This window comes from Stenotrophomonas sp. 62841_Sma (assembly GCF_056482945.1).
This window is the reverse complement of the sequence record NZ_CM151224.1, coordinates 234489-250407: the sequence shown is the minus strand read 5'-3', so window position 1 is coordinate 250407 and position 15919 is coordinate 234489. Positions and strand designations below refer to the sequence as shown.

The window sequence follows — 15919 nt, the reverse complement described above, 5'->3', positions numbered from 1 at the left end:
GTGCCTGCGCAGGCCGCGCCTGCGGCAGGCGTTACACTGCGCCACGCCCACTGCCAGGACCGCCCATGCCCGCCACTTCCGACCTGCTGGCCTTCGCGCTGGTTTCACTGGCCATGGTGCTCACGCCCGGGCCGAACATGATCTACCTGATCTCACGCTCGATCTGCCAGGGGCCGATGGCAGGCCTGATCTCGCTGGGCGGGGTGGCGCTGGGCTTCGTGTTCTACATGCTGTGTGCGGCACTGGGCATCACCGCCCTGCTGATGACCGTGCCGTTCGCCTACGACGCGCTGCGCATCGGCGGCGCGCTGTACCTGCTGTACCTGGCCTGGCAGGCGCTCAAGCCCGGTGGCCGCTCGCCGTTCGCGGTGCGCGAACTGCCGCAGGACAGCCCGCGCAAGCTGTTCACGATGGGCTTCCTGACCAACCTGCTGAACCCGAAAGTGGCGGTGATGTACCTGTCGCTGCTGCCGCAGTTCCTGCATCCGGACGGCGAGGGCAGTGTGCTGATGCAGTCGATCGTGCTGGGCTCCACCCAGATCGCGGTGAGTGTGACCGTGAACGGCATGATTGCGCTGACCGCTGGCAGCATCGCCGGTTTCCTGGCCGCGCGCCCGACCTGGCAGGTGGTACAGCGCTGGCTGATGGGCACGGTGCTGGCCGGGCTGGCGGTACGCATGGCGGTGGAAGGGCGACGCTGATTGTAGAGTCGAGCTTGCTCGACCGCTTTGCGCGAACGGCAGTCGAGCAAGCTCGACTCTACAAAGGCCCGCGTGCAGCATGACGGCCCGGTAGCACCAGGCAGGCTCCGCCGGGCATGGCCCGGCGCTACCAACAAAAAACCCCGGCGTTGGCCGTAATGCTGTTCACTTAAGCGGTGCAGCCTTGCGATCGACGGGATAACGGGTTTTGGAGATCTTCACCGTCCTCGGCGTTGTTGGCCGGGGACGGTGCTCCAGGAAGAGGCTGGCGACGCCGGATCGCAGCTGGGATAAACGCCTTCCGGTAGCCGAAGCGGGTTGTGCCGCCGCCATCACGATCAGCTGCGCGGCGATGTAGTGGCAGGCAGGTTTGAAACGTATCTCCGAGGGTGCGCGCCCGTAGGCAACCGCTGCCTGGCTGGCCTCCCGGCGGATGATGTTGTACGCCAAAAGCAGGCCCCAGACTTCCTGATACACCAGCTCGACGGTCTTGCTGCGCAGGGTGATGGCATTCCGCTGCATTGAGCTTTTAAGGTCCCTGAAACCAAGCTCGATTTCCCAGCGCTCCTGATAGAGCTCGGCTACGGCCTTTGTGCTGTACGTCTCTGCCGGTAGCGAGGTCAGCACCGTTTTCAGCTTGCCCTGATGCTCATAGCTCACTTCGCGCACCCGCCAGTGCGTGGGCAGCGCAGGATTTTTCTTCCGCGCCTGCGCAGAGACGCGCATTTCCAGCAACCGATCATGCGCGTTGTAACGCTCCACTTGCTCAGATGCCAGATGGCTACGCGAGGGCATGAGCCAGTGCCGCTGATTGCCAGTGCGCGCCAACCCCAACAGCAGATCCGCACCCCAGAAACCCTTGTCCAACAAGGTAATTGAGCGATCTGGAATCTTCTCGACGAAGTCCTGGGCCAAGCGCATTTCGCCGCGACGATAAGGGCTGAGCCGAGCGTCGAGCATGATGTGCGAGCGCACGTTCATCAGCGCTACCAGCCGCATCAGCGGATAAGGCGTCTGGCGTTCGGTGCCGGTATTGCCAGAGCCAAAATGCGCGCGCAGTTCCGGTGTATCTGCGGTGCGCAACAGAGCACCATCAACGGCCAGAACCTGCAGACCCTGCCAGTCATCGCCGGGGTAGCGCTCGGCTCCCCAATGCTGGCCGCATCTGCGGAAAAGATCCTCCACTGGATCAGCGCCAAGCCGCGCGCGAGCGTGGCTGATGCCGCTGCGTGCAGGCAGATCCAGCGACGCAAGGCCTTGGGCACAGATGTTCAGCCGCCTGGCCACCTCATGCACCGGCTCGTCGCGGAACAGGGCCATACCCAGCACCAGCCAAAGCACCTGATCGCTGGGCAGTCTGCGTCTGCGGATTGTGGCCTGCGACGAGAGCTCCAGCGCGCTGGACACCCACTCCACCGGAATGTTCTGGGTGAAGGTGCTCAGGTCGGAGAAATTGAACAGTTCACCAAGGTCGAGCAATTGCTGTTGGACGCCCACAAAAAATCCGATGCCAGGAAACTGGCATCGGATTCTGAGTTGCCCGGCTGCTTAAGTGAACAGCATTACGGCGTTGGCCGGGGTTTTTCGTTGCGACAGATCTGACCGGTTCGATCAGAAGTTCATGTCGAAGGCGACTTCGCCCTGCACGCCGACCTGGTAGGCCGAGACGCGGCGTTCGAAGAAGTTGGTCAGCTCCTGCACGTCCTGCAGTTCCATGAACGGCAGCGGGTTGCGCACGTTGTACTTTTTTTCCATGCCCAGCTTGGCGAAGTGCTGGTCGGCGCAGTGCTGCAGGTACTGCCGCATGTCACGGGTCGAGATGCCGGCCACGCCACCGGACAGCACGTCCTCGGCGAACTGCACTTCGCATTCGATGGCTTCGGCCAGCATGTCGTAGACCTGCTGCTTCATCTCGTCGTCAAACAGGTCCGGTTCTTCCTCACGCACCACGCGCACCGACTCGAACGCGAACTCCATGTGCGCGCTCTCGTCGCGGAACACCCAGTTGGTGCCCGAGGCCAGGCCCGGCAGCAGGCCGCGCGAACGGAAGTAGTACACGTAGGCGAAGGCAGCAAAGAAGAACAGGCCTTCGATGCACGCAGCGAAGCAGATCTGGTTGAGCAGGAACTGGCGGCGCTCGGCACGGGTCTCGATGCGCTTCAGGTCCTGGATCGAGTCGATCCACTTGAAGCAGAAGTCGGCCTTCTTCTTGATCGAGTCGATGTTCTCCACCGCGGCGAACGCTTTGACGCGCTCTTCCGGATCCGGCAGGTAGTTGTCCAGCAGGGTCAGGTAGAACTGCACGTGCAGCGCTTCTTCATACAGCTGGCGCGACAGGTACATGCGCGCTTCCGGCGCATTCAAGTGCTGGTACAGGTTCAGCACCAGGTTGTTGGACACGATCGAGTCGCCGGTGGCGAAGAACGCGACCAGGCGGTGGATCAGATGGCGCTCACCCGGCGACATCTTGCTGTGCAGGTCGGTGATGTCGATCTGGAAGTTGATCTCTTCCACCGTCCAGGTGTTCTTGATCGCGTTCCGGTACATGTCATAGAACTGCGGGTAGCGCATCGGGCGCAGGGTCAGTTCAAAACCGGGATCGAGCAGCATCTGCTTGGGCTTGTCGGCCATGGGTGTTTCCTTGAATTCCTGGGTGAGCCGCCGGGCATGGCCCGGCGCTACCGTGGGTGATGATCGTTGGCCGGGGTTGCCGGCCAGCGGCCGGCACTACCGCGCGGCGGTGCCGCTCTTACTGGCAGGCCTCGCAGGCTTCCGGGTTTTCCAGCGAGCACGCGATGGCTTCGTCCGGGCTGAACACCTTGGCCGGGGCCGCAGCACTGACCGTGGTCTTGGCGATCTTGGTGGCCGGGCGCGAACGCAGGTAGTAGGTGGTCTTGATGCCCTGCTTCCAGGCGTACATGTACATGGAGGACATCGCGCCGATGTTCGGGCTTTCCATGAACAGGTTGAGCGAGGCCGACTGGTCGATGAAGGCACCACGCTCGGCGGCCATGTCGATCAGCGAACGCATCGGCAGTTCCCACGCGGTGCGGTAGACCTCGCGCAGCGTTTCCGGAATCTGTGCCACGCCGGCGATGGAGCCTTCGGCCAGCTTGATGGCGTCGCGCATGTCGGCGGTCCACAGGCCCAGCTTCTTCAGCTCGTTCACCAGGTAGCGGTTGACCTGCAGGAAGTCACCGGACAGGGTCTCGCGCTTGAACAGGTTGGACACCTGCGGCTCGACGCACTCGTAGCAGCCGGCGATCGAGGCGATGGTCGCGGTCGGCGCGATCGCGATCATCAGCGAGTTGCGCAGGCCATGCTCCTTGATGCGGGCACGCAGGGCATCCCAGCGCGCGGTGTCTTCCGGCACCACGTTCCAGGCGTCGAACTGCAGTTCGCCACCGGCGGCGCGGGTGTCGTTGAACGACGGGTGCTTGCCGCGTTCCTGGGCCAGCTCGCAGGAGGTTTCCAGCGCGTGGAAGTAGATCGCTTCGGCGATCTTCTTCGACAGAGCGCGGGCTTCGGCGCTGTCGAACGGCAGGCGCTTGCGGAAGAACACGTCCTGCAGGCCCATGCAGCCCAGGCCGACCGGACGCCAGCGCAGGTTGGCGCGGCGGGCGGTTTCGATCGGGTAGAAGTTCAGGTCGATGACGCGGTCGAGCTGGCGCACGGCCAGGCGCACGGTCTCGGCCAGCTTCTCGAAGTCGAACTCGTTGTGCTCGTCGAAGTGGTTGCCCAGGTTGATCGAACCCAGGTTGCACACCGCGGTTTCATCGTTGGAGGTGACTTCCAGGATTTCGGTGCACAGGTTCGACAGGTGGATCACGTTGCCCGGACGCAGGGTCTGGTTGCTGGCGCGGTTGCACTTGTCCTTGAAGGTCATCCAGCCGTTGCCGGTCTCGGCCAGCGTACGCATCATGCGGGCGTACAGCTTGCGCGCGGAGATGGTGCGGTTGGCCTTGCCCTGGGCTTCGGCCTGCAGGTAGGCCTGCTCGAAGGCTTCGCCGAACAGGTCGGTGAACTCCGGCACGACGCGCGGATCGAACAGCGACCATTCCTGGTCGGCCTCGACGCGCTTCATGAACAGGTCCGGCACCCAGTTGGCCAGGTTCAGGTTGTGCGCACGGCGGGCTTCGTCACCGGTGTTGTCACGCAGCTCGAGGAAGTCCTCGACGTCGGCGTGCCAGGTTTCCAGGTACACGCAGGCTGCGCCCTTGCGCTTGCCGCCCTGGTTCACCGCGGCCACGGACGAATCCATGGTCTTCAGCCACGGCACGATGCCGTTGGAGTGGCCGTTGGTCGACTTGATCAGCGAACCACGCGAACGCACGCGGGTGTAGCTGACGCCGATGCCGCCGGAGAACTTCGACAGCTGGGCGATGTCGCCGTACTTGGAATAGATCGACTCCAGCGAGTCCTGCGGCGAATCCAGCAGGAAGCACGAGGACAGCTGCTCGTGGGTGGTGCCGGAATTGAACAGGGTCGGGCTGGACGGCAGGTAGTCCAGGTTGCCCATGCGCTTGTACAGCGCCAGGGTCTCGGACACATCCTCGCTCAGCGCGCTGGCAATGCGCAGGAAGAACTGCTGCGGGGTCTCGATCACCTTGCGGGTGTGCGGATGGCGCAGCAGGTAACGGTCGTACAGGGTACGCAGGCCGAAGTAATCGAAGTTCAGGTCCAGCGAGATGTCGATGGCATCGTTGAGCTTGCGCGCGTTGGTCTGCACGAAGTTCAGCAGGCGGTCGTTGATCAGGCCGACTTCATGGCCACGGCTGACCGACTGCGAGAAGGCGTAGATTTCCTGGCCCGAGACTTCCTTGGCGATGTAGTTGGCCAGCAGGCGCGCAGCGAGGCGGCCGTACTCGGGCTCTTCACCGATCAGCAGGGCGGCGGTGCGGATGGACAGTTCGTCCAGCTCGCGGGTGGTGGCGCCGTTGTACAGGCCGGAAATGGTGCGGGTGGCCACGCGCATCGGATCGACGGCGTGCAGGCCTTCGGAGGAACGCTGCACCGCGCGCACGATCTTGTTCAGGTCCACCAGTTCGGTCGTGCCATTGCGCTTGGTCACACTCATCGCGTTGGCCGTCGGCGGCGACGTCAACAGGAATTCGCTTTCCTTCTCGATGGTGGCGCTGGATTCGGTGGTCACGGCGTGTGTCCTCTTGGCGTGATTGGTGGGTGCTCGATGCATCGGGTGACGCAGCCCGGGACATGACAGCCCAGGATGGCAGGACGGCGTCGCAGGGGATGAGACCCTGCGCCTGCCACTACCGTTGACGATCGCGGATGGGTACCCCGGGCACCCCCTTGAATTGGGGTTGCTGCGACCGACGGCCACAAGATAGTGGGGGTAATGGGGTCCGTCAACGCCAAATGTAGTGAAATTCGGCAATCCCTTGCGCCGCAAGGATCGTGCCATCGGCGCCCGGATCAGACGCTTCAGACCTGCCGGAACGGGCTGCGCAGTCAAGCCCGAAAGGCGTCATCGCGGTGGTACAACGCACCGCGAAAACGGAACAATGACAGCTTCACATGACAGTGATGAAACTGGCTAGGGACAACCCTGTGGATAGCTGGTGGGCAGCCGGTGGGAATCCGGTGGACGGGTGACTTCCGGCCGGTGACGCCCGCGCGCTGGCAGCGGATGCTGGCCGCTCGCTCCCGGAAAAGGATGCTCCGATGCACCTGCGGTTGCCCGCGCTGGCCCTGCTGCTTGCCCTGTTCATTGCCCCGGCGCTGGCCGCCGAAGGGCCGGACCTGCGTTCGGACCAGTGCGGCATCCATACCGACTACGACGTGCTGGTGGACAGCGGCGGCATCTGGCTGCGGCATGGCCCGCAGGCGCCGCACGAGGTGGTGTTCCACGATGGCGTGCTGAGCCTGGACGACACGATCGTGCCGGTCAGCGAGGCCGACGCCGCCCGCCTGCGGCAGATGGAGGCCGGGGCGCGGCAGCTGATGCCGGCGGCCACCGCGCTGGCCCATGAAGTGAGTGGGCTGAGCTTCGACGTGCTCGACGGGGTCTATGAGAGCCTCACCGGCACCGCCAACAGCCGCAAGGTCCGGCGCCTGCGCCGGCAGGCCGATGACTGGATCGGCGGCACGCTGGGCAAGGGTTACTGGGAACAGGCCGTGTTCGGGCCGGGCTTCGAGGCCAAGGTGCAGGACATGGCCGAGTCGCTGTCCGCGTCCATCGCCCGCAGCGTGCTGTGGCAGGTGTTCACCGGTCGCAGCGATGCGATGGAGGAACGCGCCGACCGCCTGGACGCGCAGATGGAACAGCAGCTGGAAGGCCGCGCCGAGCGCATCGAGGCCCGCGCGCAGGAGCTGTGCCCGCTGGTGCAGTCGCTGGCAGACGCCCACGACGCGCTGGAGGTGCGCTACCAGGGCCAGCCACTGCGGCTGCTGGAGCGCGGCGAGAGCGTACGGGTAGAGCACGGCGATGGCTCGGGCCTGCATGTGTCGGCCGGGCCGGATGAGCGGCCGCGTGGGAACGCCGTGGCGCCGACCCGGTAACCGCGCGGCGGATGCCGGCCAGCGGCCGGCACTACCGGAACCCTGGCCGGCAACGCATTTACCTGGGTGGCGCCCTCACGCCCGGTGCGGGGTGCCCAGGTACTCGGCGCTCTGCATTTCAATCAGGCGCGAGGCGGTGCGCTCGAACGCGCCCTGCAGGCGCTGGCCGGTGTACAGCTCGATCGGCGAGGTACTGGCGGTGCAGACCAGGTTGACGTGGCGGTCGTACAGTTCGTCGATCAGGTTGACGAAGCGGCGCGCGGCATCTTCGTTCAGGCGATCGAAGGCAGGAATGCCGCCCAGCAGCACGGTGTTGAACTCGTGGGCGATCTCGATGTAGTCCGACGGCCCGCGCGGGCCCTCGCACAACGCGGCGAAATCGAACCAGGCGATGCTCTTGCCGCGCCCACGCACCGCAATCTTGCGGCCCTCGATCTCGATGTTGCCGGGCTTGGCCGGCTGGCCGCCACTCAGTTCGTTCCAGCGCGTGGCCAGCCACTCATCACTGTCGGCGGCCAGCGGTGCGCGGTACACCGGCGAGCGGGTCAGCGCGCGCATCCGGTAGTCCTCGGTACCCTCGGCGTACAGCTCGACGCAGAAGCGCTGCAGCAGGCCGATGGCCGGCAGGAAGCTCTCACGCTGCAGGCCATTGAGGTACAGGTTCTCCACCGCCGTGTTGGAGGTGGTCACCAGGGTCACGCCCTCGGCGAACAGGCGCTCCAGCAGCCGTGCCAGCAGCATCGCGTCGCCGATGTCGGTGACGAAGAATTCGTCCAGCACCAGCACCCGCAGGTTGCTGCGCCATTCCTGGGCGATCTTCGCCAGCGGGTCGCTCTGCCCCTGGTGCTCGCGCAGGCGCTCGTGGACGCTACGCATGAAGCGGTGGAAATGCGTGCGGTACTTCTGTTTGATCGGCAGGCCGTCGTAGAACAGGTCGACCAGGAAGGTCTTGCCACGGCCGACGCCGCCCCAGAAGTACAGACCCTTCACCGGCTCGGGTTTCTTCCAGAACGAGGACAGGCGGTCCAGCCAGCCGTCTTCGGCGCTGTCGACCAGGCCCAGGTGGATGCGGTCCAGTTCGGCCAGCGCTGCGTGCTGGGCCGGGTCGTTCTGCCAGTCGCCACGGGCAACCCCTTCCGCGTACCGCTGCGACGGGGTCAGCTCGGTTGCACTCATGCCGCCGCGCCCAGCCAGTGCTTCACGCCGTGGGTCAGCGCGCCACGCAGATCGATCAGCTTGCGGTGGAAGAAGTGGCTGGTCTCGGGCATGCGCACCAGCTCATGCGGGACATCCAGCGTGTCCAGCCACTGGTAGACGGCCTGCGGGTCGACGATCTCATCCTGCTCGCCCTGGATCACCAGCCAGCGCGCCGGCGGCGCGATGCCATCGAAGTCCCAGCGACCGGCCGGCGGCGCGATCGAGATCAGCGCTTCCGGCTGCAGCGCGGCAGCGGCCTTCAAAGAAACGAACGAGCCGAAGCTGAAACCGGCCAGCCACAGGCGGTCGTCCGGGCGCTGGCTGCGCACCCAGGCGGCGACGGCTTTCAGGTCGTCCTGCTCGCCCACGCCATGGTCGAACTCACCGGCCGACGCGCCGACGCTGCGGAAGTTGAAGCGTACCGTGGCGATGCCCAGCTCGCGCAGCGTGGTGGCGGTCATGGTGACCACCTTGTTGTGCAGGGTGCCGCCTTCGGTGGACAGCGGATGGCAGACGATGGCCACGATCGGCTGCACCGGCACATCGGCCTTGGGCAGGTCAACGACCACTTCCAGCGGGCCGGCCGGGCCGGCCAGTTCGAGGCAGGCGGTTTCGCCGGGGGCGACGGGGAACGAAGGCTTGTGCATGGCACCATGATACCGTCCCCTGCCCCTGCCCTGTGCCCGCCCCATGCTCTACCTGTCCTTGGCCGTGATCTGCAGCGTGCTGGTTTCGGTGTTGTTGAAGGTGGCCGGACGCCGCCAGCTGGATGTTTCGCAGATGGTCACCTGGAACTATCTGGTGGCGGCAACGCTCACCGCCGTGGTGCTGCAGCCGCCGCTGGACGCACTGCGCGCGCCACATGCCCCGTGGCTGTCATTGCTGGCCCTGGCGGTGGTGCTGCCGTCGATCTTCCTGGTGCTGGGCCGCGCGGTGGCGGTGGCCGGCATCGTCCGCAGCGACGTGGCACAGCGTTTGTCGCTGCTGCTGTCTTTGGCCGCCGCCTTCCTGTTCTTCGGCCAGACCGCCACGTCGTGGAAGCTGGCGGGTCTCGCCCTGGGCCTGCTGGCGATGGTGGCGATCAGCCTGCGCCCACGCGGACCGGCGGTGGCGTCCTCACCGGGTGGCTGGGGCTGGCTGCTGGGCGTCTGGGCCGGGTTCGCGGTGGTCGACGTGCTGCTCAAGCAGGTGGCGCTGTCCGGCACGCCGTCGATGGCGGCGGTGCTGGCCAGCTTCAGCGTGGCCTTCGTGCTGATGCTGGCGCTGCAGCTGTGGCGACACGCCAGCGGCCGCAGCCGGCTGGCCTGGCGCAACCTCGGCGCCGGCGCGCTGCTGGGCCTGCTCAACGGCGGCAACATTCTCTTCTATGTACATGCACACCAGTCGATGCCGGACAGCCCGGCCACCGTGTTCGCCGGGATGAACATCGGCGTGGTGGTACTGGGCGCGCTGGTGGGTGTGTTCGCCTTCGGCGAAGCGACCACGAAGTGGAACCGCGCCGGTCTTGCACTGGCGGTGCTGGCGATTGGATTGATCGCCTGGGGGTGAGCCCGGCCTCGGGGTCAGAGCCCATTTCGTTGGAATGGGATCCGACCCCGGCGCTGGGCGTTATTTATCGAAACCCAGCAGCAGCGGATCGTGGTCGGAACTGCGCCACGGGCCCTGCACGTTGCGGCCCTGGTAGCCGCTGGCATCCTGTTCGTCGGCATTGCTGTGCCACTCGGCGGCACCGCGCAGGCGCTGGGCCATGCCCGGGCTCAGCAGCGCATGGTCGAGGCGGCCGGTATAGCCGTTGTAGACGTAGCTGTAAGGATGCTCGACCTGGGCGACCTTGAATGCGTCCTGCCAGCCCAGGTCATGCAGGGTGCGGATCGGGTCTTCCATCGCGTAGGCGTTGAAATCGCCCAGCAGCACCACGTCCTTCACCTTCAGGCGGCCAGCTTCGGCCTGCACCCACTGGTTCAACTGCTTTGCCGATTCCACCCGGGTGGCATTCCAGCAACCCTGGCCATCGTTGCGGTCGGCATCGCCGCCGCTGGCATCACGGCAGCCCTTGGACTTGAAATGGTTGGCGACCACCATGAACGGCGCGCCCTTGCCCTGGAAGGCCTGCGCCAGCGGTGCGCGGCTGTGTTCGGCGAACGGACCGTCGGTTCTGGTCAACGGCTTGCCCAGCGGCTTGAACGCACTCCTGCGATAGATGATGCCAACCCGGATCGGGTTGCTGCCCGGCCCCTCGCCGGCATCGACGAAGGCCCACTGCTTGTCGGCGGCAAGACCGGCGTTGAGGGCGCTGACCAGTTCGGCGATGGCCGACTGCGGGCCATAGCCATCGTTTTCCAGTTCCATCAACGCGGCGATGTCGGCACCGAGCGCGTTGACCGTGGCCACCAGCTTGCCGACCTGCGCCTTGTGCTCTTCCAGCGTGCGCGCGCCGCGCAGGGTCGGGAAGCCACCGCCCTGGCCATCGCCATTGAAGAAGTTCTCCAGGTTGAATGCAGCGATATGCAGGCTGCCCGGCACCGTCGGCACCGCCGGACGCTTCAGCTCGGGCAACGTGAGTGCACCCTCGACCTGCAGGCGCGGACGGCCCTGTGCGTCCACGTGCACGACACCTTCCACATTGCGCAGCTGCATGCCGGTGCGCAGCACCGGGTTGGCTGGCAGGTAGGCCACGCTGGCCGGGTCGCGGGCTTCGCTGCCGTCGTCCAGCAGCAGGCGGCGGCGCTGGTTGTCGGCCATCACCTGCTCATAGCCGGCAGTACCCGGCGCGGCCACTTCGGTCGGCTGCCAGAGGCGGCCATCGAAGGCCACGGTGAGCTGCCCAAAGCGCTCCAGGCCATCGGTGCCGGCCAGGGTGAGCGGTGCGGCGATGCGCACGCGCTGGCCATCCAGCGCACGCCAGTCGGCCGGCGCGGTGGTCAGCACCACGGTGGCGCTGCTGCGCGCGGCGGACGGCGACGCGACCGGTGCGGCCTGCGGCTGGGCCTGGGCAAAGGCGCCGGCCGGCAGCAGCAGGGACAGGGCAAGGGCGAGGGAACGGCGGCGCATCGACGGGCGACTCCATGGAAGAGGCGCACAGACTAACCCTGAAATACGAAACCCCGCCTGCGGGCAGGGTTTTGACCTTGGTGGGCAAAGCCTGGGGAGTGCCGGCCGCTGGCCGGCAACCTCATGACCTTCAAGCCATGCGTGGTTGCCGGCCAGCGGCCGACACTACCGGTTACTTCAGGTTGCCCAGCATCCAGTCCACGGTGGCGTGGATCTGTTCCTCGGTCAGCGCCGGGTTGCCGCCCTTGGGCGGCATGATGCCGCCATCCGGACCGGTATAGCCCTCGATGGCGTGCTTGTAGAGGGTGTCCTTGCCCTGTGCGATGCGCTTGTCCCAGTGCGAATGGTCCAGCGTCGGCGCCATGCCCACGCCGGTGGTGTGGCAGGCGGTGCACAGGTTGTCGAAGATGACCTTGCCGTCCTTGGTGCCGCCGTAGGCCACCTGCGAGGCGGCCTTGGCCAGCGCGGCGGCCTTGGCCGCAGCCTGCGCGGCGGCGCCGGTGCTGCCGGCATAGACCGCGCCGGTGGGCGAGATGCGCTGCTCGGTGCGCTTGGCCGCGGTCGGCGACACCTCGGGCGGAATCCGGGTGTGGATGTAAGCGGCAAGGAGGATGAGGCCGAGGGTGATGGTCGCCAGCAGCGCGATCACCATGGAGAAGCGTTTCAGGAACTCCAGATCGTAATTCCGCACTCTTCGTTACCCCTGGCTGATAGTCGTTGGACCACGGCTGAGCGACTGCGTGATGGACCGAGTATAGAACGCGCTTTGCGTGCGACAACAGGCGTCACTGCTGGTGCGGCGCAGCATTCGGACCCGGTAGTGCCGGCCGCTGCCCGGCATCGCCAGCCCGCCGGATGGATCGTGCAGAAGCCGGCCAGCGGCCGGTGCTACCGGATTACCGGGCGCCGATCGCGCGCAGGCAGAAACTGCAGATTGCATCCACCAGTGCGTCTTCGTCGCGGTGTGCTTCGCGGCTGGGCGCGGTCGGGCCGACCATCGCCTCGGTGAAGGCGCCGACCAGGCAGGCGGCGGCCACATGCGCGTCCTGCGCCGGCAGCTCACCGGCGGCCACGCCCTCCTCCACCAGCCGCAGGAACACGTCGCCGAAGGCGCGACGACCGCGCATGCGCTCGGCTTCCACGTCCGGGTCGACCGGTTCGACGATGAAGGCATGCGCCAGCCCCGGCCCGGCCAGGGCGCGGCGGACGAAGGCGGTGATCGCCAACCGCAGGCGCTCGCTGGCCACCTCCGGGCCGCTGGCGATGCGCTCCATGATCGCGACCTCGTGGGCCACCGCGGCGTTGAGCACCTCCACGAACAGCTCGGCCTTGGACGGGAAGTGCCGGTAGATCAGGCCGGTGGACACCCCCGCCTGGGTCGCCACGGCGGTCACCGGGGCATTGCGCCAGCCGCCGGTGGCGACCAGCTCACGGGTGGCCAGCAGGATCCGTTCACGGGCCCCGGCCAGGCGTTCTTCCATCAGTGCAGAGCGTTTGTAGGCCATGTTTTGATTCTAGTTTCAATTTTTGAATTTGTATTCACTTCTTACCCGAACCCCGCTACGCTGGGGTCCAATCGCCCGTGCGGGCAGCGGTCCTGCAGACCGCCGCCCGCTCCCCCGCCGGGTGCGTCCATTTCCTGCCATCCCGCCGTGGAGCCACCACAATGCACGTGCCATCCCTGAACTTCGATCTTGGCGAAGACATCGACCTGCTGCGCCAGAGCGTGGCCCATTTTGCCGCCGCCGAGGTCGCACCGCTGGCCGCCGAGGCCGATGCCAGCAACCAGTTCCCGCTGGCCCTGTGGCCGAAGCTGGGCGAGCAGGGCCTGCTCGGCCTCACCGTGGAGGAAGAATACGGTGGTACCGGCATGGGCTACCTGGCCCACGTGGTGGCGATGGAAGAAATCTCGCGTGCCTCCGGCGGCATCGGCCTGTCCTATGGCGCGCACTCCAACCTGTGCGTGAACCAGCTGCGCAAGAACGGCAACGAAGAACAGAAGCAGCGCTTCCTGCCCGGCCTGTGCAATGGCAGCCTGGTCGGCGCACTGGCGATGAGCGAACCAGGTGCCGGTTCGGACGTGGTGTCGATGAAGCTGCGCGCCGACAAGCGCGGCGACCGCTACGTGCTCAACGGCAACAAGATGTGGATCACCAATGGCCCGGACGCCGACGTGCTGGTGGTCTATGCCAAGACCGACATGGACGCCGGTGCCAAGGGCATCACCGCGTTCCTGGTCGAGAAGGGCATGAAGGGCTTCTCCACCGCGCAGAAGCTGGACAAGCTGGGCATGCGCTCTTCGCCCACCTGCGAGCTGGTGTTCCAGGACTGCGAGATTCCCGAAGAAAACGTGCTGGGCCAGGTCGGTGGTGGCGTGCGCGTGTTGATGTCCGGCCTGGATTACGAGCGCGTGGTGCTGTCCGGTGGCCCGCTGGGGCTGATGGCCGCGGCCATGGACGTGGTCATGCCCTATGTGCACGAGCGCCACCAGTTCGGCGAAGCGATCGGCAGCTTCCAGCTGATCCAGGCCAAGATCGCCGACATGTACGTGGGCCTGGGCGCGTGCCGCGCCTACGTCTATGCCGTCGCGCGCGCCTGCGACCAGGGCCGCACCACCCGCCAGGATGCCGCCGGTGCCATTCTGTACGCCGCCGAGAAGGCCACCTGGCTGACCGGCCAGGCGATCCAGATCCTGGGCGGCAACGGCTACATCAACGAATATCCGACCGGCCGCTTGTGGCGCGACGCCAAGCTGTATGAAATCGGCGCCGGCACGTCGGAGATCCGCCGCATGCTGATCGGCCGCGAACTGTTCCAGCGCACCCTGTAAGGCCAACGCGATGACCGTCCTGAACAGCCAGCTGCAACCGGGCAGCGAAACGTTTGAAAGCAACCGCGCCGCCATGCAGGCCGTGGTCGACGACCTGCATGCCACCCTCGCCCGCACCGCGCTGGGCGGCAGCGAAGCCGCGCGCGCCAAGCACACCGCACGCGGCAAGCTGCTGGTGCGCGACCGCATCGACGCCCTGCTCGATCCCGGCAGCGCCTTCCTGGAAATCGCGCCGCTGGCCGCGCACGGCATGTACGAAGACGCCGTACCCGCCGCCGGCGTGGTGGCCGGCATCGGCCGCGTCAGCGGCGTGGAATGCGTGATCGTGGCCAACGACGCCACGGTGAAGGGCGGCACCTACTACCCGATGACGGTGAAGAAGCACCTGCGCGCGCAGGAGATCGCCGAGCAGAACCACCTGCCCTGCATCTACCTGGTCGATTCCGGTGGCGCCTTCCTGCCGCTGCAGGACGAGGTGTTCCCCGACCGCGATCATTTCGGCCGCATCTTCTACAACCAGGCCAACCTGTCCGCGCAGGGCATCCCGCAGATTGCCTGCGTGATGGGCAGCTGCACCGCCGGCGGCGCCTATGTGCCGGCGATGAGCGATGAGACGGTGATCGTGCGCGAGCAGGGCACGATCTTCCTCGGCGGCCCACCGCTGGTGAAGGCGGCCACCGGTGAAGTGGTGACGGCCGAGGAACTGGGCGGTGCCGACGTGCACACGCGCATTTCCGGCGTGGCCGACCACATGGCCGACAACGACCTGCAGGCGCTGGCACGGGTGCGCGCGATCATCGCGCAGTTGAACTGGCGCAAGCCGGAGCCGGCGATGGCGGTGCAGGCCAACGAGGAACCACTGTTGCCGGCACACGACCTGTACGGGGTGATCCCGGCCGATACGCGCAAGCCCTACGACGTGCGCGAAGTGATCGCGCGCCTGGTCGATGGTTCGCGTTTCGATGAATTCAAGCCGCGCTACGGCGCAACGCTGGTGACCGGCTTTGCGCATCTGAACGGCTACCCGATCGGCATCATCGCCAACAACGGCATCCTGTTCTCCGAATCGGCACTGAAGGGCGCACACTTCATCGAGCTGTGCACCCAGCGCAACATCCCGCTGGTGTTCCTGCAGAACATTACCGGCTTCATGGTCGGCCGCAAGTACGAACAGGGCGGCATCGCCAAGGACGGGGCCAAGCTGGTGATGGCGGTGGCCTGCGCCAAGGTGCCGAAGTTCACCGTGGTCATCGGTGGCTCGTTCGGTGCCGGCAACTACGGCATGTGCGGCCGCGCGTACTCGCCGAACTTCCTGTGGATGTGGCCGAACGCACGCATCGGCGTGATGGGCGGCGAACAGGCCGCCAGCGTGCTGGCCACGGTCAAGCGCGATGGCATCGAAGCCAAGGGCGGCCAGTGGCCGGCGGCGGAAGAGGATGCGTTCAAGGCACCGATCCGCGAGCAGTTCGAACAGCAGGGCCATCCGTACTACGCCAGCGCGCACCTGTGGGATGACGGCGTGATCGATCCGGCCGACACCCGCCGCGTGCTGGCCCTGGCGCTGTCGGCCAGCCTCAACGCCGCCCCGCAGCAGACGCGCTTCGGCGTGTTCCGCATGTAA

The 15919-nt window shown here is 66.3% G+C and carries 13 protein-coding genes; 5 read left to right on the top strand and 8 right to left on the bottom strand.

Translation table 11 applies throughout. The features are described from left to right. The first annotated feature begins 65 nt into the window (after positions 1-65). Entirely contained in the window at positions 66-701 is a 636-nt protein-coding gene (locus ACZK5G_RS01100; RefSeq protein ID WP_032128209.1) for a LysE family translocator, read from the top strand. A 165-nt stretch (positions 702-866) separates the two neighbouring features. Here the strand turns inward: ACZK5G_RS01100 and ACZK5G_RS01095 are convergent, their stop codons facing one another. The 3 genes from ACZK5G_RS01095 to ACZK5G_RS01085 all read right to left on the bottom strand — a co-directional run bounded on the left by ACZK5G_RS01095 (position 867) and on the right by ACZK5G_RS01085 (position 5853). Then, positions 867-2198: an IS4 family transposase gene (locus ACZK5G_RS01095; protein WP_478464969.1), complete on the bottom strand. Its 1332-nt coding sequence runs from the start codon at positions 2196-2198 to the stop codon at positions 867-869. A gap of 114 nt (positions 2199-2312) precedes the next feature. After that, on the bottom strand, positions 2313-3332 hold the full coding sequence (locus ACZK5G_RS01090) for a ribonucleotide-diphosphate reductase subunit beta (RefSeq protein ID WP_008264781.1): 1020 nt from the start codon (positions 3330-3332) through the stop codon (positions 2313-2315). A gap of 118 nt (positions 3333-3450) precedes the next feature. Beyond that, positions 3451-5853, bottom strand: coding sequence for a ribonucleoside-diphosphate reductase subunit alpha (locus ACZK5G_RS01085; RefSeq protein ID WP_149909495.1), 2403 nt, complete (start codon positions 5851-5853; stop codon positions 3451-3453). Between the two features lie 530 nt (positions 5854-6383). On the opposite strand from ACZK5G_RS01085, the gene ACZK5G_RS01080 reads away from it, so the two are divergent. Continuing rightward, positions 6384-7220, top strand: coding sequence for a DUF2884 family protein (locus ACZK5G_RS01080; protein ID WP_478465032.1), 837 nt, complete (start codon positions 6384-6386; stop codon positions 7218-7220). A gap of 75 nt (positions 7221-7295) precedes the next feature. Here ACZK5G_RS01080 and zapE read toward each other — a convergent pair whose 3' ends face one another. Together zapE and ACZK5G_RS01070 are read right to left on the bottom strand one after the other, a co-directional pair. Next, on the bottom strand, positions 7296-8396 hold the full coding sequence (zapE, locus tag ACZK5G_RS01075) for a cell division protein ZapE (RefSeq protein WP_094001642.1): 1101 nt from the start codon (positions 8394-8396) through the stop codon (positions 7296-7298). After that, on the bottom strand, positions 8393-9064 hold the full coding sequence (locus ACZK5G_RS01070; RefSeq protein ID WP_478465030.1) for an alpha/beta hydrolase: 672 nt from the start codon (positions 9062-9064) through the stop codon (positions 8393-8395). Before ACZK5G_RS01070 ends, zapE begins: the two co-directional genes overlap by 4 nt. 43 nt (positions 9065-9107) lie before the next feature. Between ACZK5G_RS01070 and ACZK5G_RS01065 the strand changes: the two genes are divergently transcribed. After that, positions 9108-9965: an EamA family transporter gene (locus ACZK5G_RS01065; RefSeq protein ID WP_478465029.1), complete on the top strand. Its 858-nt coding sequence runs from the start codon at positions 9108-9110 to the stop codon at positions 9963-9965. Positions 9966-10025: 60 nt separating this feature from the next. Here the strand turns inward: ACZK5G_RS01065 and ACZK5G_RS01060 are convergent, their stop codons facing one another. From ACZK5G_RS01060 to ACZK5G_RS01050, 3 genes are all read right to left on the bottom strand, one after another. Beyond that, complete coding sequence (locus tag ACZK5G_RS01060; protein WP_049400583.1) at positions 10026-11468, bottom strand: ExeM/NucH family extracellular endonuclease; 1443 nt, start codon at positions 11466-11468, stop codon at positions 10026-10028. 172 nt (positions 11469-11640) lie between these two features. Next, positions 11641-12159, bottom strand: coding sequence for a c-type cytochrome (locus tag ACZK5G_RS01055; RefSeq protein ID WP_005407662.1), 519 nt, complete (start codon positions 12157-12159; stop codon positions 11641-11643). A 205-nt stretch (positions 12160-12364) separates the two neighbouring features. Then, entirely contained in the window at positions 12365-12973 is a 609-nt protein-coding gene (locus ACZK5G_RS01050) for a TetR/AcrR family transcriptional regulator (protein WP_005407661.1), read from the bottom strand. A 161-nt stretch (positions 12974-13134) separates the two neighbouring features. Between ACZK5G_RS01050 and ACZK5G_RS01045 the strand changes: the two genes are divergently transcribed. After that, positions 13135-14298, top strand: a complete 1164-nt coding sequence (locus ACZK5G_RS01045; RefSeq protein ID WP_478465028.1) for an isovaleryl-CoA dehydrogenase — start codon at positions 13135-13137, stop codon at positions 14296-14298. A 10-nt stretch (positions 14299-14308) separates the two neighbouring features. Then, positions 14309-15919, top strand: a complete 1611-nt coding sequence (locus ACZK5G_RS01040; RefSeq protein ID WP_478465026.1) for a carboxyl transferase domain-containing protein — start codon at positions 14309-14311, stop codon at positions 15917-15919.